This window comes from Phenylobacterium sp., from assembly GCF_016793285.1.
In the GTDB taxonomy this organism is placed as follows: domain Bacteria; phylum Pseudomonadota; class Alphaproteobacteria; order Caulobacterales; family Caulobacteraceae; genus Phenylobacterium.
In genome coordinates this window covers 1-20,878 of record NZ_JAEUMO010000064.1, presented here as the reverse complement: position 1 = coordinate 20,878, position 20,878 = coordinate 1, and the positions used below count along the sequence as shown (strand labels likewise).

The 20,878-nt window shown below is 70.3% G+C and carries 16 protein-coding genes; 3 read left to right on the top strand and 13 right to left on the bottom strand.

Annotated elements, in window-relative coordinates; genetic code table 11:
• Positions 1-3: 3 nt before the first annotated feature.
• Positions 4-459 carry a DUF4440 domain-containing protein gene (locus JNL41_RS06465; RefSeq protein WP_293473458.1) on the top strand — a complete coding sequence of 152 codons (456 nt, stop codon included), beginning with the start codon at positions 4-6 and terminating at the stop codon, positions 457-459.
• Here the strand turns inward: JNL41_RS06465 and JNL41_RS06460 are convergent.
• The 3 genes from JNL41_RS06460 to JNL41_RS06450 all read right to left on the bottom strand — a co-directional run bounded on the left by JNL41_RS06460 (position 456) and on the right by JNL41_RS06450 (position 5,912).
• Positions 456-1,643, bottom strand: coding sequence for a class I SAM-dependent methyltransferase (locus tag JNL41_RS06460; protein ID WP_293473457.1), 1,188 nt, complete (start codon positions 1,641-1,643; stop codon positions 456-458). The two genes, JNL41_RS06465 and JNL41_RS06460, sit on opposite strands and share 4 nt — an antisense overlap.
• A gap of 1 nt (position 1,644) precedes the next feature.
• Positions 1,645-3,978 (bottom strand): NAD-dependent DNA ligase LigA, encoded by a 2,334-nt coding sequence (gene ligA, locus JNL41_RS06455; RefSeq protein WP_293473456.1) that lies wholly within the window; start codon positions 3,976-3,978, stop codon positions 1,645-1,647.
• 206 nt (positions 3,979-4,184) lie between these two features.
• Positions 4,185-5,912: a DNA repair protein RecN gene (locus JNL41_RS06450; protein ID WP_293473455.1), complete on the bottom strand. Its 1,728-nt coding sequence runs from the start codon at positions 5,910-5,912 to the stop codon at positions 4,185-4,187.
• 157 nt (positions 5,913-6,069) lie between these two features.
• Between JNL41_RS06450 and JNL41_RS06445 the strand changes: the two genes are divergently transcribed.
• Positions 6,070-6,756: a transposase gene (locus tag JNL41_RS06445; protein WP_293473454.1), complete on the top strand. Its 687-nt coding sequence runs from the start codon at positions 6,070-6,072 to the stop codon at positions 6,754-6,756.
• 2,679 nt (positions 6,757-9,435) lie between these two features.
• Here the strand turns inward: JNL41_RS06445 and JNL41_RS06440 are convergent.
• The 6 genes from JNL41_RS06440 to JNL41_RS06415 all read right to left on the bottom strand — a co-directional run bounded on the left by JNL41_RS06440 (position 9,436) and on the right by JNL41_RS06415 (position 15,319).
• Positions 9,436-10,431: an outer membrane protein assembly factor BamD gene (locus JNL41_RS06440; RefSeq protein WP_293473453.1), complete on the bottom strand. Its 996-nt coding sequence runs from the start codon at positions 10,429-10,431 to the stop codon at positions 9,436-9,438.
• A 199-nt stretch (positions 10,432-10,630) separates the two neighbouring features.
• Positions 10,631-11,257 (bottom strand): MSMEG_1061 family FMN-dependent PPOX-type flavoprotein, encoded by a 627-nt coding sequence (locus JNL41_RS06435; RefSeq protein ID WP_293473452.1) that lies wholly within the window; start codon positions 11,255-11,257, stop codon positions 10,631-10,633.
• A 61-nt stretch (positions 11,258-11,318) separates the two neighbouring features.
• Positions 11,319-12,206, bottom strand: a complete 888-nt coding sequence (gene lpxC, locus JNL41_RS06430) for a UDP-3-O-acyl-N-acetylglucosamine deacetylase (protein ID WP_293473451.1) — start codon at positions 12,204-12,206, stop codon at positions 11,319-11,321.
• 229 nt (positions 12,207-12,435) lie between these two features.
• On the bottom strand, positions 12,436-12,654 hold the full coding sequence (locus JNL41_RS06425) for a hypothetical protein (RefSeq protein ID WP_293473450.1): 219 nt from the start codon (positions 12,652-12,654) through the stop codon (positions 12,436-12,438).
• Positions 12,655-12,753: 99 nt separating this feature from the next.
• Positions 12,754-14,271, bottom strand: a complete 1,518-nt coding sequence (ftsZ, locus tag JNL41_RS06420; RefSeq protein WP_293473449.1) for a cell division protein FtsZ — start codon at positions 14,269-14,271, stop codon at positions 12,754-12,756.
• A 250-nt stretch (positions 14,272-14,521) separates the two neighbouring features.
• Complete coding sequence (locus tag JNL41_RS06415) at positions 14,522-15,319, bottom strand: hypothetical protein (protein ID WP_293473448.1); 798 nt, start codon at positions 15,317-15,319, stop codon at positions 14,522-14,524.
• Positions 15,320-15,394: 75 nt separating this feature from the next.
• Between JNL41_RS06415 and JNL41_RS06410 the strand changes: the two genes are divergently transcribed.
• Positions 15,395-16,306: a TylF/MycF/NovP-related O-methyltransferase gene (locus JNL41_RS06410; protein WP_293473447.1), complete on the top strand. Its 912-nt coding sequence runs from the start codon at positions 15,395-15,397 to the stop codon at positions 16,304-16,306.
• Between the two features lie 4 nt (positions 16,307-16,310).
• Here the strand turns inward: JNL41_RS06410 and ftsA are convergent, their stop codons facing one another.
• From ftsA to JNL41_RS06390, 4 genes are all read right to left on the bottom strand, one after another.
• Positions 16,311-17,693 (bottom strand): cell division protein FtsA, encoded by a 1,383-nt coding sequence (gene ftsA, locus JNL41_RS06405; protein ID WP_293473446.1) that lies wholly within the window; start codon positions 17,691-17,693, stop codon positions 16,311-16,313.
• 27 nt (positions 17,694-17,720) lie between these two features.
• Entirely contained in the window at positions 17,721-18,626 is a 906-nt protein-coding gene (locus tag JNL41_RS06400; protein ID WP_293473445.1) for a cell division protein FtsQ/DivIB, read from the bottom strand.
• The gene (locus tag JNL41_RS06395; protein ID WP_293473444.1) at positions 18,580-19,548 is read right to left on the bottom strand and encodes a D-alanine--D-alanine ligase; all 969 of its coding nucleotides are present in this window, start codon (positions 19,546-19,548) and stop codon (positions 18,580-18,582) included. Before JNL41_RS06395 ends, JNL41_RS06400 begins: the two co-directional genes overlap by 47 nt.
• The coding region (locus JNL41_RS06390; RefSeq protein ID WP_293473443.1) for a M20/M25/M40 family metallo-hydrolase at positions 19,545-20,878 on the bottom strand (1,334 nt) is incomplete at its 5' end. The genes JNL41_RS06390 and JNL41_RS06395, both read right to left, overlap by 4 nt.

Genomic DNA, 20,878 nt, shown 5'->3' with positions numbered 1-20,878 from the left:
GCCATGCCCATCGGACTGATCGCCGCGTTGGCGATGGCCGCCGCGCCGGCGCCCGATCCGCGAGAGGTCGCCGTGACCGAGGCGGTCCAGCGGTTCTTCGACGCGATGGCGAGGGAGGACCGCGCGGCCCTCGCCCAGGTCGTCCTCCCCGGGACCCTGTTCACCGCCGTCGAACTGGCCGCCGACGGATCGCCCGGGACCAGCCGCTTCAGCGTCGAGGACTTCGCCCGGAACCTGCGCCCCGGCCTCGACGAGCGGATGTGGTCGCCCCGCGTCAGCGTGCGCGGCGACATGCTCGCCACCCTGTCCACGCCCTACGAGTTCCGGCTCGACGGCAAGACCACCCACTGCGGTATCGACGTCTTCACCCTGGTGAAGGACCGCGGCGCCTGGAAGATCGCCAGCCTGGCCTGGACCCGGGAGCCGGCCGCCTGCGACGAACTGAAGGCGCGCCGCTAACCCGTCTTCGTCAGCCAGAACGAGGCGCCATAAGGGTCGAGGCCGGCGAGCGGGCCCTTGCAGATCTCGGCCCGGGCCAGGGCGCGCAGGTCCGGATCCTGGCCGACGAACCAGGACGGGAACAGGATCTCGAACCGGTCGGCGCCGAACAGCAGCGCCGTGGCCAGCAGGTACTGCTCGTTCCACATCCGATGGACATGGCCGGCGATGTAGTCGTCGGGCAGGTAGATGTCGTGGACGTGGACGACCACGCCGGGCTTCAGGCGCGGCAGGATCTCCAGGAAGAAGACCGTGACGTCCGAGTTCTGGAAGGACCTGTGCGAGCTGTCGAGGAACAGCAGGTCGCCGGGCTCCAGGGCGTCGAACAGCTCGGGCGCGCAGCGTTCCAGCGGCCGGCGGATCACCGCGTCGCACAGCTTGTCGATGTCGGCGCGCGGCTGGGGGTCGATGGAGGTGACGCGGGTGCGCAGGCCGTAGGTGCGGATCGCATGGCGCGCGAACTTGGTCGACATGCCCGAGCCGATCTCGACCATCCGGGCGGGGTTCAGCCGCCGCAGCATCGCGATCAGGGCCATGGCGTCGAGGTTCGAGAACCAGGCGTTCAGCCAGAAGGGGCCCAGCCCCTCCACCGTGCCGCCGAGCGGGATGGCGGCGAGGTCGGCCTGGAGGCCCCCCAGCTCGCGCAGCAGCATGGCGTAGCGCTCGCGCCCCGCGCCGACGATCGCCGCCAGCCCCGGGTGCGCCGGGCGGCCCGCGCCGTAGCGGATCGTGGCGGCGTAGGGGTAGTCGAAGGCCTCGAAGGCGTGCGTCGCCCGCTCGTGGGCGAACGCCAGGGCGTCCAGCGGGAACGGCGGCGAGGCGGCCGGGTCGCGGAGCGCGACGGCGCGGTCGTAGGCCTCGGCGGCCGCGGCCGGATCGCCGTGGTCCCGGAGCGCCGCGGCGAGGTCGCTCCAGATCGCCTCGACGCCCGGCGCGCGCTCGGCCGCGGCGCGCAGCAGCGCGGCGCCCTCCCCGCTCCGCCCGAGCTTGCAGCGGGTGACGCCCAGCAGCCGCAGCGCCGTCGGGTTCTCCGGCTCGGTCTCCAGGACGCTCAGGAAGATCAGCTCGGCCAGGTTCAGCAGGTGGCTGCGCAGCCGGTCGTAGCCGATCAGCAGGCGCTGCTCGTTGCTGACCCCGCCCGCCATCTCAGCCGCCCGCCAGCGCGAGCCATTCGTCCTCGGTCAGGACCTTCACGCCGTGCTTCTCGGCGTCCTTCAGCTTCGAGCCCGCCCCGGGCCCCGCGACCACGAGGTCGGTCTTCTTCGACACCGAGCCCGAGACCTTGGCCCCCAGCCGCTCGGCCTGCGCCTTGGCCTCGTCGCGGGTCATCCGCTCCAGGCTGCCGGTGAAGACGACGGTCTTGCCGGCGACGGCGGTGTCGGTCTTGGGCTTCTCCGCGGGGATGACCGTCAGTTCGCCCAGCAGGTCGTCGACCAGCGCGCGGTTGTGGTCCTCGCCGAAGAACTCCGCGATCATCCGCGCGGCCACCACGCCCACGGCGTCCACCGAGGCCACCTCCAGGAAGGCGTCGCCGGGCGTCTCGGCCGCCGCCTGCCGCGCGGCCGCCTCGAAGCTCGCCCAGTCGCCGAACCGCGCCTCCAGCGCCGCGCGCGCCTTCGAGTTCAGCCTCGGCACGGCGAGCTTCAGGCGACTGTCGAGCGACAGGTCCGGCGGGACGAGCAGCCCCTGTCCGCCGCGGGCGAACGCCAGCACCGCCGACACCGCCGTCGGGCCCAGGCCGTCGAGGTCGGAGAGCTCGGCATACATCGGGCCGCCCATCTGGCCTGCCGCCAGCTCGGCCTTCTCCCGGAAGTCCTTCGCCGTCTCGAAGTGGCGGGCGAGCGCCGTCGAGGTCGTCTCGCCGATATGGCGGATGCCCAGGCCGTAGATGAAGCGGTCGAGGTCGATGCGGCGGCGGTCCTCGATGCTGGCCAGCAGGTTCGTCACGCTGGTCTCGCCGAACCGGTCCTGTTCCAGGATCTCGGCGCGGCGGGCCTTCAGCCGGAAGATGTCGGCCGGGGCGTTCAGCCAGCCCTTCTCGGCGAAGAGGGTGAGCTGCTTCTCGCCCAGCCCCTCGATGTCGAAGGCGCGGCGGCTCACGAAGTGGCGCAGGTGCGCCAGCTTCTGGAACGGGCACGCGAACTCGCCCGAGCAGCGGCGCACCACCGTCTCGGCGCCCGCCGCCGTGGTCTCGCGCACGAGGTCGGTGTGCAGCGGGCACGGGCAGTGGGTCGGGAAGGCGAACGGCTGCGAGTCCTGCGGCCGTTCCTCCAGCACCACCTCCACGACCTGCGGGATCACGTCCCCGGCGCGCTGGAGCACGACGGTGTCGCCCACCCGGATGTCCTTGCGCGCGATCTCGTCGGCGTTGTGCAGGGTGGCGTTGACCACCACCACGCCGCCGACCGTCACCGGATGCAGCCGCGCCACCGGCGTGATCGCGCCCGTGCGGCCCACCTGGATGTCGATGGCCTCCAGGATCGTGCGCGCCTGCTCGGCCGGGAACTTGCGCGCGACGCCCCAGCGTGGGGCGCGGCTGACGAAGCCCAGCCGCTGCTGCCAGTCCAGGCGGTCGACCTTGTAGACGACGCCGTCGATGTCGTAGCCGAGGTGCGGCCGGGCCGCCTCCATCTTCGCGTAGGCCGCCAGCAGGCCGGCGGCGTTCTCGACGCGGCAGCTCTCGGGCGTGGTCCGGAAGCCCCAGGCCTTCAGCTTCCCCAGCGCCTCCCACTGGGTCCCGGCGAAGGCCTGCGAGTGGTAGCCCCAGGCGTAGGCGAAGAAGCGCAGCGGCCGCGCCGCGGTGATCGTCGGGTCGATCTGGCGCAGCGACCCGGCCGCGGCGTTCCTCGGGTTGGCGTAGGTCTTCTGGCCGGCCGCGGCGGCGGCCTTGTTGAGCGCGGCGAACTCCTCGTGGCCCAGGTAGATCTCGCCGCGGACCTCGATCGCGTCGGGCCAGCCGGCGCCCGCCAGCCGGTGCGGGATCTCGCCGATGGTGCGCACGTTGGCGGTGACGTCCTCGCCCACCCGCCCGTCGCCCCGGGTCGCGGCCCGGACCAGCTCGCCGTTCTCGTAGCGGATCGAGCAGGACAGCCCGTCGATCTTCGGCTCGGCGGTGTAGCCCACCGTCTCGTCCGGCGACAGCCGCAGGAAGCGGCGGATGCGCGCGTCGAACTCGGCCGCGTCGCCGTCGGAGAACGCGTTGTCGAGACTGAGCATCGGCACGCCGTGCTCGACCGCCCTGAACTTCTCCGACCGCGCCGCGCCCACCTTCAGCGACGGCGAGTTCTCGCGCACCAGATGCGGGAAACGGGCCTCGATCTCACCGTTGCGCCGCTTCAGCGCGTCGTACTCGGCGTCGGTGATCGTGGGGTCGTCGTTCTGATGATAGGCGATGTCGTGCCGCGCGATCTCGTCGGCCAGCGCCGTCAGCTCGGCGACGGCTTCGGCTTCGGAGAGATCGGAGACAGGAGTCGGCGCCATGCCTCCACGTCTAGCCGCGCGCCCCGCCCCACGGAACCCTTCCTCTCCCGCCCGGCGAAGAGCGGGGTGTGGAAAGCGCAAGGCCGCGGCAGGGCCTGGCCGGCGCAAATCCGCCCCTCAGCCCTCAGGACGACGCCGCCCGCGGCCCCCTTCCTTTCCCACGCCGCGGGAAAGGAAGGAACATTACGCGAACATCTCTGCGAGGATCAAGCGTCCATCAGCGCCCGGGCCGCGGCGCGGGCGGCGTCGGTGATCCGGGCGCCGGCCAGCATGCGGGCGATCTCTTCCTCGCGGTCGGCGGGCGAGAGGACTTCCACGGCGGTGCGGACGCGCCCGTCCCCCTTGGCGTCGTCGCCGGCCTTGGCGATGCGCCAGTGCGCCTCGGCGCGGGCGGCCACCTGCGGGCTGTGGGTGACGACCAGCACCTGCGCCCCCGGCCTTCCGTCCGTCGGGGCCGCCAGGCGCTTCAGGCGCAGGCCCACCGCGTCGGCGACGGCGCCGCCCACGCCCTGGTCCACCTCGTCGAAGATCATCAGCGGCTGCGGGCCGGTCCCGCGCCCGGCCAGGGCGGCCTTCAGCGCCAGCGCGAAGCGCGCCAGCTCGCCGCCCGACGCGATCGCGCCCAGGTCGCCGAACGGCGCGCCGGGGTTGGTGGAGATCTCGAAGGCGACGCGGTCCAGCCCCGCCGGCCCCGCGCGCGCCTCGGCGAGCGGCTCGACGGCGACGCGGAAGCGGGCCTTGTCCAGCTTCAGCGGCGAGAGCTCGCTCATCACCGCCGCCGCCAGCAGGTCGCCCGCCGCCTTGCGGGCGCGGCTCAGCGCGTCGGCGGCGGCGAGGTAGGCCGCGCGCGCCGTCGCCGCCTCGGCGTCCGCGGCCTTCAGCGTGTCCTCGGCGGACTCCACCGCCCGCAGGCGCTCGGCGAACCGCACGCGCAGCGACGGCAGCGCCTCGACCGCCACGTTCAGCTTCCGCGCCAGGCCGCGCAGGTCGAACAGGCGCTCCTCGGCCTTCTCCAGCCGGTCGGGTTCGAAGTCGAAGGCCCGGGCGGCGTTGTCGATGGCGGCCTCGGCCTCGCCGGCCTCGACCAGCACCCGGTCCAGCGCCTCGGCCGCGGCGGCGAGGCGCATCGCCGCCGGACCGTCGGCCGCCGCGCCGGCGGTCGCCGCGCGCTCGCGGGCCCGGTCCAGGGCGCGGATGGCGGACGCCACCCTGCCGCCCAGCCCGTCGAAGGCGTCGCGCGCCACGCCGATGTCGGCCAGGGCCTTCTCGGCCGCGCCCAGCACCGCCCGCTGTTCGGCGAGTTCGGTCTCCTCACCTTCCCGGGGATCGAGCCGGTCGAGTTCGGACAGGCGGAACGTCAGCTCCTCGACGTCCGCGGCCGATCGCGCCACCTCCGCCTTCAGCGCCTCCGCCCGCTCGCGCGCGTCGCGCCAGGCGCCCCAGGCGGCGGCCGTCCGGCCCAGCGGGGCGCGCAGGTCGCCGTAGCCGTCCAGCAGCGGCCGGTGCGTGCGCGCGTCGAGCAGGCCCACGGTCTCGTGCTGGCCGTGGACCTCCAGCAGCGCCTCGCCCAGGTCCTTGAGCACCCCGACGCCGGTCGCCTGGTCGTTGACGAAGGCGCGGCTGCGGCCGTCGGCGGAAAGCGTGCGGCGCAGGACCAGGTCCTCGTCGCGCGCGTAGGCCAGCCCCTTCTCCTCCAGCAGGTCCCAGACGGGGTGATCCGGCGCGAGCGCGAAGGCCGCCGTCGCCACGGCCTGGGCGGCGCCCCGGCGCACGAGCCCGGCGTCGCCGCGCGCGCCGGTGGCCAGGCCCAGCGCATCCAGGATGATCGACTTGCCGGCGCCGGTCTCGCCGGTGAGCGCCGTCAGGCCCGGCCCGATGGACAGGTCCAGGGCCTCGATCAGCACCACGTCGCGGATCTGCAGACCGATCAGCATCGCAAGCAATGTCGCCGGGAATCGCCGCCCGTTGAAGGCCCCAACGATTTCGGGGACACGATACCAATACGGGGACAGGAGCAATATTCCCCGACCCGGAATGCGGGGGGCAGGAGCAATGTTCCCTTTTCGTTCGGGCCGTGGTAACCCATGCACGATGGCCCGCCTCGCCCGCATCGTCGCCCCCGGCCTGCCGCATCACGTAACGGCGCGCGGCAACCGGCGTGAGCCGATCTTCTTCGAGGACGGCGACCAGGACATATATCTCGACATGCTCGCCGAGGCGGCGCGCAAGGCGGCCGTAGAGGTCTGGGCCTACTGCCTGATGCCCAACCACGTCCATTTGATCCTGTGTCCGGCGACCGCGGACGGCATGGCGCGCGCCCTGGGCCAGGCGCACCGACGCTGGGCGAACTTCGTCAACGCGCGCGGCCGGTGGCGGGGCCACCTGTTCGACGGCCGCTTCGCGTCGGTGGCGATGGACGAGGCGCACATGCTGACGGCGGTGCGTTACGTGGCGCTGAACCCGGTCCGTGCGCGGCTGGTGGCGCGCGCGCAGGACTGGGCCTGGTCCAGCGTCCGCGCGCATCTCGCCGGCGCGGATGACGGTCTGGTCACCGTCGCGCCGGTCCTGGAGCGGGTCGATCGGTTCGCTGACCTGATCGAGAACGACGGCGACGAGGCGGCGTTCACCGCGCTCCGGGCCGCCGAGCAGACCGGGCGGCCGCTGGGCGCCGCCGATTTCGTCGCCGACCTGGAACGCCTGCTGGGCCGACCCATCGCCCGTCGGGCGCCAGGACGAAAGCCGCAGGCGCCGGCCATTCAGCAACCGGCCCTGCTGTAAGCGGGCGAAGACGGGGTGCATTGCTCCTGTCCCCGTATTCTGGATGATCGACTTGCCGGCGCCGGTCTCGCCGGTGAGCGCCGTCAGGCCCGGCCCGAGGTAAATTCGAACAAGATGAAGTTACTTCATGAATATAAACTTTACCTTCGTAAGAAATCCGGATTCATTGACGGCAAATTGAATCTTCGAAGTTTTTACGTCCTAATTTTTCCATGGATATTGATCTACGCTGTTGGCGCCATTGCTTTGCGCGCCGCGGACGTGCATCCGTTTTCTAGATTCGCTACATTCGGTTTGGCAATCGTTTGTGGGTCGGGCGTCATTTTTGTCGTATATTCAGTACTATCCGGTAAAGATGATTGAGGTTCCGCAAATCTCGGTAGATCTTCGTTCCGTCGTCATACCCAATAGGGTCGGATATAGAAATCGTCCGCTCGCGGCCTGACGCCGAATACGGCGAATACGGCGGCGAATACGGCGGCGAATACGGGGACAGGAGCAATATTCCCCGACCGGATGCCGATGGGGATATGGGGATAGGTATCTTGTCCCCGAAACCTTCCGGCGAATACGGGGACAGGAGCAATATTCCCCGACCGGATGCCGATGGGGATATGGGGATAGGTATCTTGTCCCCGAAACCTTCCGGGTACATTGCTCCTGTCCCCGTATTCCCCGAGGACAATCCGTTTGCTTGCTAGTCATTGCGTTGCATGGTGTTATGCGGAATAACCCAAATGAGCCATACGACCTTCAACATAGTGAGAATTTTCCGAAGTATCCTCGGCTTGGCGGGGATTACGATCGGCATCATATATCTATCGTCTTCCGATACGTCGCTCGTGTCTGGAGATATTCCCGAAGGGTTTGCGAATGTGCCCGGGAAATCTGGGTGGGACGTAGTATTAGTTGGACTCTTACTTATTGCATCCGCCATTCTCCCATTAAGATCATGGCCACTTTATATTTGCGGGGCTGTTTCCGCTTATTGGGTATTTGGTCTTTCAGGGCTACTGGCTATTTCGGCCACTGGGCGCGTAGAGGTTGATATATTGATCGTGGCGCAGTTCGCACTCGCATGCGCCATTTTGGGGACCTGTGCACTCTCGGCAGCGAGCTCCAGGAAGGGAAGCTGAGATGTCGGGAAATGCGGGGACAGGAGCAACACTCCCCGACCGGATGCCGATGGGGTTATGGGGATAGGTATCGTGTCCGCGAAACCTTCCTGAACCTTCCTGGGGTACATTGCTCCTGTCCCCGTATTCCCTGCTGTAAGTCGGCGAAGACGGGGTACATTGCTCCTGTCCCCGTATTCTGAGCACAGGAACGGTTCGATCATGAGCAAGCGCAAGATCAGGAACACTCTTATCGTCGCTGCGATCGGTTTAATTTGCGTATGGTGTGGCGTTGCGGCGTCGCCGTTCGCGTCGAAGCTAGTGGTCGCAGTTCAAGGACCAGAGGGGAATACGGAGGGGAATACGGGGACAGGAGCAATGTACCCCAGGAAGGTTAGGAAGGTTTCGGGGACACGATAACTATCCCCATAACCCCATCGGCATCCGGTCGGGGAATATTTCTCCTGTCCCCGTATTCACCGTATTCACGTATTCATCCGGTAGGCCTCTCCGGCGACCCTACGGCTTCCGAGATGCGACCGCCTGAGCGGCCGCTATCGAGAACTGTTGGCCCCGGCCGTCCCAAGCCACGCGCCGCTCGCACCGCGTCGCCGGCGGCGCACCCGCTTCGCAGCTTGCGCCTCCCGCGGGAATACGGGGACAGGAGCAATGTACCCCAGGAAGGTTCAGGAAGGTTAGGAAGGTATCGTGTCCCCGAAGCACCCGCGCGATGCCGGTGAAGTCGTTCAAGCTGAGAGTAAACAGAGGGACGGGAGCAATATTCCCCGACCGGCTGCCGGCGGGGTTCCGGGGACAGGCATCGTGTCCCCGAAACGCCCCCAAACGCCCCCGAAACGCCGAGCCTAGTCCTTCCGGGTGAAGGGGAGCCGCAAGCCCTTTTTCTTCCTGGGGACCTCGGCCGACGCAGTTTCGCCCGGCGCGGTCGGGCCCGGCGCGGCTTGCGTCGTGGCGGCCGCCTCGGTCGACGTCGTGGCGGCGTCGGCCGGCTTCTCGGGCGCGAATGCGGGGACAGGAGCAATATTCCCCGACCAGATGCCGATGGGGTTATGGGGATAGGTATCTTGTCCCCGAAACCTTCCGGGTACATTGCTCCTGTCCCCGTATTCCTCCAACCATAGAACCCCGCCCGACGGCGTGGCGGGCATTTCGGGGACACGACGAGGCCGAGGGCAACCGGACGGCGGCCACCTTCCTTCTGGGGATAGGTATCCTGTCCCCGAAACCTGCTGTAAGTCGGCGAAGACGGGGTACATTGCTCCTGTCCCCGTATTCCCCCCGTATTCCCCTTGCTCCTGTCCTCGTATTCCAGGCCCCGAAACCTTCCGGGTACATTGCTCCTGTCCCCGTATTCCCCGTCTTGTCAGGAGTTTCGATCCTCATGAGCCTGAGCTCACTATTCATCGCCCTCGCGCTTTCAGGAAGGAGGAGCCGGACTCGTAAATAGAGGGACAGGCGCAATATTCCCCGACCGGCTGCCGACGGGGTTCCGGAGACAGGCATCGTGTCCCCCGAAACGCCCCCAAACGACCCCGAAACGCCGAGGCTAGTCCTTCCGGGTGAAGGGGAGCCGCAAGCCCTTTTTCTTCCTGGGGACCTCGGCCGACGCAGTTTCGGCCGGCGCGGTCGGGCCCGGCGCGGCTTGCGTCGTGGCGGCCGCCTCGGTCGACGTCGTGGCGGCGTCGGCCGGCTTCTCGGGCGCGAGCACGGCGCCCGGCGGCCGGACCGTCTGCTGCTTGTCCTTGCTGAAGGGCAGCCGCATGAACCCGCGCCCGCCCGCCTTGGGCTCCACCGCGGGACGCAGGCCCTTTGACGTCAGCAGCTTGTAGGCGTCGTTGTACCAGGGGTCGCCGGGGTAGTTGTAGCCGAGCACCGCGCCGTTCCGCCGGGCTTCCTCGAGCAGGCCCAGGGTGAGATAGCTCTCGACCAGCCGATAGAGCGCCTCCGGCGTGTGCGTCGTGGTCTGGTAGCGGTCGACCACCGTCTTGAAGCGGTTCACCGCGGCCAGGGTGTCGCCCTGGCGCAGATACCAGCGGCCGATGGTCATGTCCTTGCCGGCCAACTGGTCGTTGACCATGTCGATCTTCAGGCGCGCGTCCGAGGCGTACTCGGTGCGCGGATAGCGCTGGACCACGTCGCGCAGGCTTTCCAGCGCCTGGCCGGTCGCCGCCTGGTCGCGGTTCACGTCGACGATCTGCTCGAAGTAGCAGATCGACTTGATGTAGTGCGCGTAGGCCGCCGTCGGGTTGCCCGGATAGAGCTGGATGAAGCGGTCGGCGTCGGCGATGGCCTCGGCGTAGTCGTTCGACTCGTAGTGGGCGTAGGCCTGCATCAGGATCGAGCGGCGCGACCACTCCGAATACGGGTGCTGGCGCTCCACCTCCTGGAAGTAGGCGACGGCCTGGGCCCACTGGCGGCGGTCCAGCCGGTTGGCGCCGGTGGCGTAGAGCAGTTCGACCGGCCGCTCCTCGTAGGCCAGCCGCGGCTTGCTCTTCTTGTTGCTGGCGCAGGCGGAAAGGGCCAGGGCGCAGGCGGCGGCCACCAGGACGACGCGCCCGGCTCTCCCGCTCGGAGAGGCCGGCTTCGACGACGGAGAGCCCTCGAGATCCGTTCCGGATTCCGTGGTGGATTTGCGAACCGAGTACACCTTCACCTCAAGACCGGCGCGGGCCCCCACGCGAGAGAGTCGCTTCTACACCACCACTTGTGGCGAGCAAACGGCGGCGCGGTCGCAGGCCGGGTCAGAGCGTCTGGCGCAGCCCCGCCACCTGCTGCTCGTGCGTGGCTTCCGGCTTGGGCAGCTTGAGCTGGTCCGAGACCATCTCCGACAGCGACGGCAGGGTGGCGCGGTCGATCCGGTGGCTGTCGCCCCAGAGGTCGGAGCGCATGAGGGCCTTCGGGCAGTGCAGGTAGGCCTCGCGCACCTCGACGCGCAGCAGGGTCTTCGGGACCTTGCCGAACTCCTCGAACGTCGCGGCCAGCGCGTCGTCCACCACCAGGGTCGCCGGGCCGTTGACGCGGTAGATGTCGTCGACGCCGGGGATCATGAACATCAGCCCGACCTGGCCCGCGCCCTCGGCGATGTTGCGCAGGGAATCCAGGCGGTTGTTGCCCGGCCGGTCGGGCAGCATCAGGCTCCGCCCGTCCTCGGCCACGCGCACGAAGCCCGGCCCGCCGCCCCGCGGCGAGACGTCGACGCCGCCCGCCGGTCCGACCGTCGCCAGGGCCACGAACGGCGAGAGCCCGATGAAGCGGCGCCCATGGGGGTCGATCCAGCCGATGTCCTTGGCGACCGTGAACGGATGCGGCTTCAGGTAGAGCGCGTCGAGCTGTTCGGTGGCGTGGGGCGTCGAGGCGTCGTCGGGCATGGAGGCGTCCTCCCTGCCGGCATTAGACGACGATTGCGAACGGTTCGCAATACGCCCTCGGTCAGACGGCTTCGCGCAGGTCCTCGACCAGCGTGGTCATGCGCCAGGCTTCGGGCCGCGCCAGCAGCGCGCGGACCAGGGCGTTGTTCAGGCTGTGCCCCGCGCAGACGCCTTCGAACCGGCCCAGCACCGGCGCGCCCAGCACGTAGAGGTCGCCGATGGCGTCCAGCGCCTTGTGGCGCACGAACTCGTCGGGGCGGCGCAGGCCCTCGGGGTTCAGGATCGCGTCGCCGTCGATGACGACGCAGTTCTCCATCGTGCCGCCGCGGGCCAGGCCCATGGCGCGCAGCGCCTCGACGTCGCGCAGGAAGCCGAAGGTGCGGCAGTCGGCCAGTTCCTCGCGGAACGCGGCCTCGTCCATCGCCAGGTCCACCGTCTGGCGGCCGATGGCGGCGGTCGGGAACTCGATGGTGAAGGCCACTTCGAAGCCGTCGGCCGGCGACAGCGTCGCGCGCTTGTCGCCTTCGACCGCCTCGACGGTCTCGAGGATCTCGATGAAGGCGCGCGGCGCCTCCTGCGGGCGCAGGCCCGCGCGGTCCAGGACCCGGACGAACGGCAGGGACGAGCCGTCCATGATCGGCATCTCGGGCCCGTCGACCTCGACCACCGCGTTGTCGACGCCCAGCATCGCGAGCGCGGCCATCAGGTGCTCGATGGTCGAGACCGTCACGCCCGCGTCGTTGGCGATCACGGTGCCGAGCTGGGTCTTGCAGACCGCCTCGCCCGAAACCGGCACCACGTTGTCGCGGTCCTTGACGTCGGTGCGCACGAAGACGACGCCGGCGCCCACGGCGGCCGGGCGCACCGCGACGCGGGTGTATTCTCCGGTATGCACGCCGATCCCGGCGAACAGCGCCGGCGACCTGACGGTGTGTTGGAACGCGGCCAAGGCGGACCTTCCTGCGATACAGCGGCGCACGACCGCACCTTGCCCCCAACGCGCAGCTAAGCTGCTTGATGCACCGCAGCAAAGCACTTCGTGTTTCACAGTGTTTCGGAGGGTCGCTCCAGTGCGGGAATCGCCGTCAACTATCTGATTTCCCACACCTTTTACGCCATTCCGCCCCCGCCGCCGGCGACTCTGGAATGCAGGTTTTCACCACGGTGTAGCGAACACCTCACACCGCCGGATAGAGCTGCGTCCCGACCAGGTTCCGCGCGCGGTCGAGGATGCGCACCTGCACCGCCCGGCCCAGCCTGGACAGCACCGTGGCCAGACGCTTGGCCTGGGCCTCGGCGCGGGCGCCGGAGCGGAAGACCAGGGGCTCGAGACCCACGGCCAGCACCGCCCAGCCGTCGGCGAGCGGCGAGACCCAGATGATGCGGCTGGCGTTCATGAGAAAACCTCCCGGAGGTGGGCTCCGGGAGGTTCTAGCAGTCTGCGCCGCGGCGCGGCGTGACGATTTCGTGGAGTTTTTCCGACTTCGATAACGGCGCTAGTTGGCCAGCCGCCGCAGGAAGGACGGAATCTCCAGATCCTCGTTCTGGTCCGCGACATCCTCGGGCGCCTGCGCCTCCAGCGGCTGGGCGCCGCCACGGACGGGAGCCGGCGTCGCCGCCGGACGCGGCGCGGGCGCAGCCGCCTCGCGCGCCACCGGCGCGGGCGCCGGGGGCGCGTCGTAGCGCGGGCGTGCGCCGAAGATCGACAGGAACCCGCCGCGCGGCTTGCGCGGCTCGAAGGCCGGCTCGGCGAACAGCGGCGCGTCGTCGGCGCCGCCCTGCTCGGCAGCGGCCGGATCGACGATCCGGGTCACGGGCGCTGCGGCGGGGTCGGCGGCGAGCGGCGCCTGCGCAGCCAGGGGGGCGGCGAAGATGTCGGGCTGCTCTTCCTCGCGGGCCGGCTCATGCTCGAAGGCGGCGGCCGCGGCCGCCGGCTCCAGCACCGGGGCGTCTTCCAGGATCGGCTCGGCCTTCGGCGTCACCGCGGCGCGCAGGGGCTCGACCTGCAGCGAGCGGCGCTCGATCTTGGGCTCGATGGCCGCGATGGACGCGCCGTCCATGCCCGTCGCCACGACCGAGACGCGGACCTTGCCTTCGAGGGTCGGGTCGAACGCGGCGCCGAAGATGATGTTGGCTTCCGGATCGACCTGCTCCGAGATGGCGTTGGCCGCCTCGTCGACTTCCAGCAGGGTCATGTCGAGGCCGCCGGTGACGTTCACCAGCACCGCCTTGGCGCCCTTCAGCGAGACCTCGTCCAGCAGCGGGTTCTGGATGGCGTTCTGCGCCGCCATCAGGGCGCGGTCCTCGCCCGTGGCCTCGCCCGTGCCCATCATCGCCTTGCCCATCTCGGTCATGACGGTGCGGACGTCGGCGAAGTCGAGGTTGATCAGGCCCGGCAGCACCATCAGGTCGGTGATCGAGCGCACGCCCGAGTGCAGGACCTGGTCGGCCATCCCGAAGGCTTCGGCGAAGGTGGTCCGCTCGTTCGCCACGCGGAACAGGTTCTGGTTCGGGATGACGATCAGGGTGTCGACGTAGCGTTGCAGTTCGCTGATGCCGGCGTCGGCCAGGCGCATCCGGTGGCGGCCTTCGAAGTGGAAAGGCTTGGTCACCACGCCCACCGTCAGGATGCCGCGCTCGCGGGCGCACTTGGCGATGATCGGGGCCGCGCCGGTTCCGGTGCCGCCGCCCATGCCGGCGGTGATGAAGACCATGTGGGCGCCGTCCAGGTGCTCACCGATCTCGGGGATGCTCTCCTCGGCCGCGCTCATGCCGACTTCCGGGTGCGCGCCGGCGCCGAGGCCCTGCGTCACCTGCACGCCGAGCTGGATCCGCCGCTCGGTCTTGGCAAACTGGAGCTGCTGCGCGTCGGTGTTGCCGACTACGAACTCGACGCCCTCCAGACCGGCCTCGATCATGTTGTTGACGGCGTTGCCGCCGGCCCCGCCGATGCCGAACACGACGATGCGCGGTTTCAATTCCGTGGCCTTCGGCGCGGACAGAGAGATGGTCATGGGACGCTTCGTCCTTCCCCAATTTTGCGGTCTAGCGCGCCTGACACCCCTCGCCCGGCGCACCCGGAGGTAACGATGCGTTAAGTACGCGCCGACACCGTTAAGCGAGCGTTAACCGCATACATTGAGTCGGAAGCTGATCGAGCTTTGCCGAACAGGATTTTCCAGGGCCCCGCCAAGGAACGTCCCGCGAATCAACAGTAACGCTGCGTCGGAGTGACTCGACCCGGCCGTGGCGTGCGTCAAGCCGTCAGCACCGCTCCGCAGCGTCGAGCAGGGCCCGGTGGAGAAGCCGGTGGGCCAGGGCCTTGCCGGCGCCGGCGACGGCCACGTCGTGGCCGGTGCCTTCGCCCACCACATGCAAGGTGACGTTCGGGTTGGCCTGCAGCCGGCCGCGATCCTCGGCGGAGGTGAGCGACGGCCAAGGCGTCCCCTCCCCGTCCCAGGCGTCGAGGCGGCTGCCGACGATCACGTCGGCAGGTACGCGGATGCCGCCGGCGAGGTGGCTGTAGTCCCGATCGTCGAGGCGGCCGTCGGCATGGATGCCGAACAGGGTGGCGAGATAGGCCTCCTGGCCCGTGCCGGGCGGGCTGTCGGCCAGATAGCGGCGGGCGAAGGCGATGAAGGGGGCGAGGCCCGCCGTGCGGAAGAAGGGCTCGGCGGCGACGAAGCGGACGATGGCCGGCAGGGTGAGGCCGAGCGCCATCAGGTTGCCCGTCGAGGCCGCGAACACCACCAGCGGGTCGTCGCCGACGAGGCGCTGGACGGCCTCCCCCAGGCCGCGTGTCATGTCGGGTACGGTGAGTCCGCCTGCGCCGGACCCGCCCGGCGCACTCCACGGCGGCCCCATCCCGGGCGTGTAGGCGACGAGCACGTTCGCGCCCGGAAAGGCGGCGACGAGGTCGTGCAGGTAACCCTTCGCCGGGAAGGCTCCGTTCACCGCCAGCAGCGCCGGCCGGCGCCGGTCGCCATGCACCTGGCCGACGAAGCCGAAGACGCCGCCCGAGGTGCGGATGTGGAGGAGGTCCATGCGGCGCAGATAGACCATCCCGCCGGGATGGCGCCACCGCTGGAAGGCGGATAGGTGTGCGGCCTCCACGAACCGCGAAGGCGCCGCCAGCCGATGGCCGACATCACGATCAAGGACGCCACGCCCGAACAACTGGCGATGCTGGGCGACGCGGCGTTCAAGGCCGGCAACCTCGGCCTTGCGCGCGGCTTCTACGGCGCGCTGGCCCGGGCCCAGCCGGGCGCGGTGGGCCCGATGGTCCGCCAGGGCATGACCCACCGCCCCAACGCGCGCCGGCCGAAGCTGCTGGAGGTGCTCCAGTTGCTGGAGTCCGTCCCCGGCGCGCAGGCCTTCGTCGGCGAGGGCATCGCCACCTGGTTCAAGAACCCGCCGTTCGCGGCCGACGCGAAGTTCATGACGCTCGCCGCGCAGGACGAGGCGATCGCGCCGTCGGGCGTCTTCAACTGGCACTGGAACCTGCAGGTGATGCTGAACGCCGCCCAGCAGGCGAAGGCCATCCCGGGCGACTACGTCGAACTGGGCGTCTACAAGGGCCACACGACCAAGTTCCTCGCCGACTACCTCGACTTCGCGACCTGGGACCGGAACTGGTGGCTCTACGACACTTTCGAGGGCGTGCCGGCCGACCAGCGCGATCCGGGCCGCGAAGGCATGACCGCGACGGTCTACGGCGAGAGCTTCACCTTCGAGGAGGTGCGCGACCGCTTCGCGACCTATGGCAACATCCGGGTGATCAAGGGCCGGGTGCCCGACGTCTTCGCGCAAGGCAGTCCCGGGCGGATCGCCTTCATCCACATCGACCTGAACAACGCCGCCGCGGAGATCGGCGCGCTGGACGCGCTCTACGACCGCCTGTCGCCCGGCGGCGTGATCGTGTTCGACGACTTCTGCTGGAGCACCTCGCACGCCCAGTACCGGGCCGAGATGGCGTGGTTCCAGGCGCGGGGCCTGAACGTGTTCCCCCTGCCGACGGGCCAGGGCCTCTTCATCAAGCCGCCGGCGTAGCCGCCTAGAGGTTGTCGCGGAGCCAGGCGGCGGCCTTGGCGACCGGGTTGGCGCGGGGATCCAGCGGGGCGCGTTGCAGCTTCGCCGACGAGAGCTGCTTGGTCGAGACCGCCTCGCGCGGGCCGAAGGCGGCGCGGTGCAGGATGCCGGCGCAGGCGGTGAACGCAGGACCGGACGCCGCGTCGGCCAGGTGCGGCACGCGGCGCGGGCGGCCGAGACGCACGGGGCGGTCGAACACACGCACGGCGACTTCGCGGACGCCGGCGAGCTGGCTGGCTCCGCCCGTCAGCACGATGCCCGCGCCGGGCTCCACCGGGGCGCCGGCGGCCTTCAGGCGGTCGCGCAGGAGTTCGAGGGTTTCCTCGACGCGCGGGGCGATGATGCCCTTCAGCAGGCTGCGGGGAGCGACGACGGGGCCCGCGCCCGGGTCGTCTCCCCGAGGCGGGGCCTCGATCATCTCGCGGTCCTCGTTGGCCGAGGCGATGGCGCTGCCGTGCAGGGTCTTGATGCGCTCGGCGCCGGCGATGGAGGTGGAAAGGCCGCGGGCGATGTCCTGCGTCACATGCTGGCCGCCGACCGGCACGGTCTCGACGTGGACGAGGGAGCCGCCGCGGAAGACCGAGGCCGAGGTCGAGCCGCCGCCCATGTCGATGCAGATCGATCCCAGGTCCATCTCGTCCTCTTCCAGCGCGGCCATGGCCGAGACGAAGGGGGCGGCGACGACGCCTTCGAGCTGCAGGTGGGCGCGCTCGACGCAGGCGCCCAGGGTGTTGAAGACGGTCTCGGCCACCGAGACGACGAGCAGTTCGACGCCCAGCCATTTGCCGAACATGGCGCGCGGGTCGCGCACGCCGCCCTGCCCGTCCACGGCCCAGGCAATGGGCAGGATGTGGACGGCGCGGCGGCCCGGCAGCTTGATCTGGCTGAGGGCGTTCTGGATGGCGCGGACGAGGTCGTTGTCGGCGATCGGGCGGGCGCCGATGGAGACGCGGCCCTGCACGCGGCTGGAGGTGAGCTGGCCGCCGGCGGTGGCGATGGTGACGCCCTGGACGTTCACGCCGGCGACGTTCTCGGCGCGCTCGACGGCCTGGGCGATGGCCGCCGACGCCTCGTCGAGGTTGACGATGGCGCCGCCGCGGATGCCCCGCGACTGCACGTAGCCGACGCCGCAGGTGGTGAGCGTGCGGTCACCGCGCCGCACGCCGTCGGGCTTCATGATGAAGCAGGCCACCTTGGCGGCGCCCAGGTCGACGGCGGCGATGATCTTGGGCGGCGCGAGCGCGGCCTTCAGGCCGTCGCGCCCGTCCTTCCGGGCGACGTCCTTCCTCTCGCCCTTCTTCGCGGGAGCGGCCTTGGCTTCGGCGGGACGTTCGGCGGACTTCAACATCGGCGGCGGCTCTACTGGATGCGGACGTTACACGCCCTCGGCGACGGGGACGCCGGGCGCGGTGGGGACGGCGGCGCGCGGTCGCACCGCCACCGTGTCGGGGTTGCGCAGGTCGATGCGCTCGAAGCCGAGTTCGAGGATGCGCGAACGCAGGTCGAGCTGTTCGAGCTGGAGGAGCGCGGCCTCCTCCTCCACGGCGGGAAGCTGGATCAGCGAGCCGTCCTTGAGCCGCAGGTCCCACCGACGGTCGTCGACGCGGATCAGCGCTTCGAGGCGGGCCATCAGCTTCGGCCGCTGGGCGATGACCGGCAGGACCTCGCCCGCATGCTGCGCGCCGCCGGCGCCGACCACGAGCGGCAGGTTGGTGAAGCGGGCGGGATCGGCCTCGCGGATCACCTGGCCCTGGTCGTCGATGACCTCGCTCCTGCCGCCGTGCTGCCAGACGGCGAGCTGGCGGCGTTCCTTCACGGCGATCATCAGGGTGTCGGGCAGCAGCCGCACGACCCGGGCTTCCTTCACCCAGCCGACGTGCTCCACGCGGGTCCTGAGATCGTCGAGGTCGAGGCCCAGCAGCGGCTGGTCCCTGTAGATCGCGGCGGCCTTGACGATGTCGGCCGTGGCCAGCGCCGAGGCGCCCTGCACGTGGACGGTCTTCAGGCGGAAACCCGCCTCGCCGAACTTGCCGTCGATCCCCGTCCCGACGGCGCTCGCCAGCATCTGGCCGCGGCCGCCCGTGGCGAGCGTGGCCGCCAGCGCGGCGGTGAGCACGCCGGCGGCGATCAGCAAGATCTGCTTCGGAGAAACCCTCGCCGCCCCGTTGGCCTCCGCCTTGGCGCGCTTCCCGCCCTTCGCCTGGACTTGGGCCTTGGCTGGAGCCGCGGGGCTCTTACCCCGGCTCGCGACTCGCGATCCCCCCCGCACCGCCGCGGGCATAAGCGTCCTCCACGATCCACAGCACCAGCCGGTCGAAATCCACCCCGCCCGCCGCGGCCTGCTCGGGTACGAGCGAGGTGGGCGTCATCCCCGGCTGGGTGTTGACCTCCAGAAGGACCAGAACATCGTTAATGTCGTCATAACGCAGGTCCGACCTGGTAACGCCCCGGCAACCAAGCGCGGCGTGGGCCATCTCCGAGAGTTTCTTCGCCTTCTCAATGGCGTGCGGCGGGATCCTGGCCGGCACGATGTGCTCCGAGCCGCCATCGCCGTACTTGGCCTCGTAGTCGTAGAAGCCGGTTTTCGGCACGATTTCGGTAACGGTCATGGCCTTGCCGTCCATGACGCCCACGGCGAGTTCCAGCCCGCGGATGTAGGGTTCGATCATGACCTCCTCGCCGAAGGTCCAGTCGGGGGCCACGATCTCCTGCGGCGGGCGGTTGGCGCCGTCGAAGACCAGGAAGACGCCGACCGAAGACCCCTCGGCGTTCGGCTTCACCACGTAGGGCGGCGCCATGACGTGGTCGCGGGCGGCCGCGTGGCGGTTGAAGAGACCGCCGCCGGGGACCTCGACGCCGGCCGCGGCCAGCACCGCCTTGGCCTTGGCCTTGTCCATGGCCAGCGCGGACGCCAGCACGCCGCAATGGGTGTAGGGCGCGCCCAGCGTCTCGAGCACGCCCTGGACGCAGCCGTCCTCGCCCCACGCGCCGTGCAGCGCATTGAAGCAGACGTCGGGCTTCAGCCCCGCCAGCACCTGCGCCAGGTCGCGCCCGGCGTCGACGCGGCTGACCCGGGCGCCCAGGCGCTCCAGCGCGTCGGCGCACTCGCGGCCGGAGACGAGGCTGACCTCCCGCTCCGAGGAGAGGCCGCCCAGCAGGACGGCGACGTGATGGCCGGAGAGGGGCTGGCTCGCGTTGCTCACTTCTGGGAGGTCTCCGTCGCGGGCCTGGCCCGGAAGTCGATGTCGGAATTGGCGACCGTGTAGAGGAAGGCCGCCCAGACCGCCACGTTCTGGGCCAGCGCCGCCGGGTCGATCTTGTCCAGCGTGTCGTCGGCCGAATGGTGCAGGTCGAAGTAGCGGCTCATGTCCTGATTGAAGTCGACGAACGGGACGCCGACGCCGATCAGGCCCGAGATGTCGGCCCCGCCGCTGGACGGCGCGGCGCGGCTGACGGTGACGTTCAGCCTGGGCAGGGTCGCCCTGAACGCGGTCATGGCCGGATGGTCGGCCCCGACCCGGGGCAGGCTGAGGCTCCAGATGCGTCCGGCGCCGCCGTCGCTCTCGCCCGCCACGATCATCCTCGCGACCTCGTCCCGGTGCGCGGCCAGGTAGGCGCCCGACGACCCGCCCTGCTCTTCCGAGCCCCACATGACGACACGGATCGTGCGCCGCGGCTTGCCCTGCTGGCCCACGAGCCTGGCCGAGGCCGCGGCGATGGCGATGCCGGCCGCGTCGTCGATCGCGCCCGTGCCGGGATCCCAACTGTCGAGGTGGCCGCCGACGATCAGGACCTCGTCGGGCTTCTCCCGGCCGCGGATTTCGCCCGAGATGTTCCAGGCCTGGGCGGCGGGGTCGGTCGACGACTGCATGTCGAGCCTGACGCTGACCGGCTGGCCGCGGGCGGCGAGCCGCTCCAGCAACTCCGCGTCGGGCGGCGAGAGCGCGGCGGCGGGAATGCCCGCCGCCGCGCCGCCGCCGGTGTGCGGCAGGCGGGTGTCGTCGGTGGAGAGCGAGCGGACGAGATAGCCGACGGCGCCGCGCCTTGCCGCCTCAGCCGCGCCGCTGCGGCGCTGGATGCCGACCGCGCCGTAGCTGGAGCCGTCCTGCGTGCGCCCCATGGCCTGGGTGACGACGGCGATCTTGCCGGCGAGCGAGCCCGGCGGCTGGTCCAGCATCGCCTGGTAGCTCCGGAACACGGCCACCGGCGCCGTGATCCCGCCGGCGGGCGTGGGCGACGAGCCACCCAGGCCGAGGATCGCCAGCTTCTGCGGCCAGGGCCCGACCACCTCTGCGGACTCCGTCCCGCGCGACCACGCCGGCGTGGTGAAGGGCTCGACCTTGATGTTCTCGAAGCCCATGGCCTTCAGCTTGGCCACGCCCCAGTCCCTGGCCCGCGTCATGGCGGGCGAGCCGACCATGCGGGCGCCCACCTCGGACGTCAGGGACTCGGTCACGTCCCAGGCGGTGGAGTCGGCAAGCGCCCTGTCGCGGACGGCGGCGGCGCCGGCGGCGAGATCGTCTGCGGCGCAGA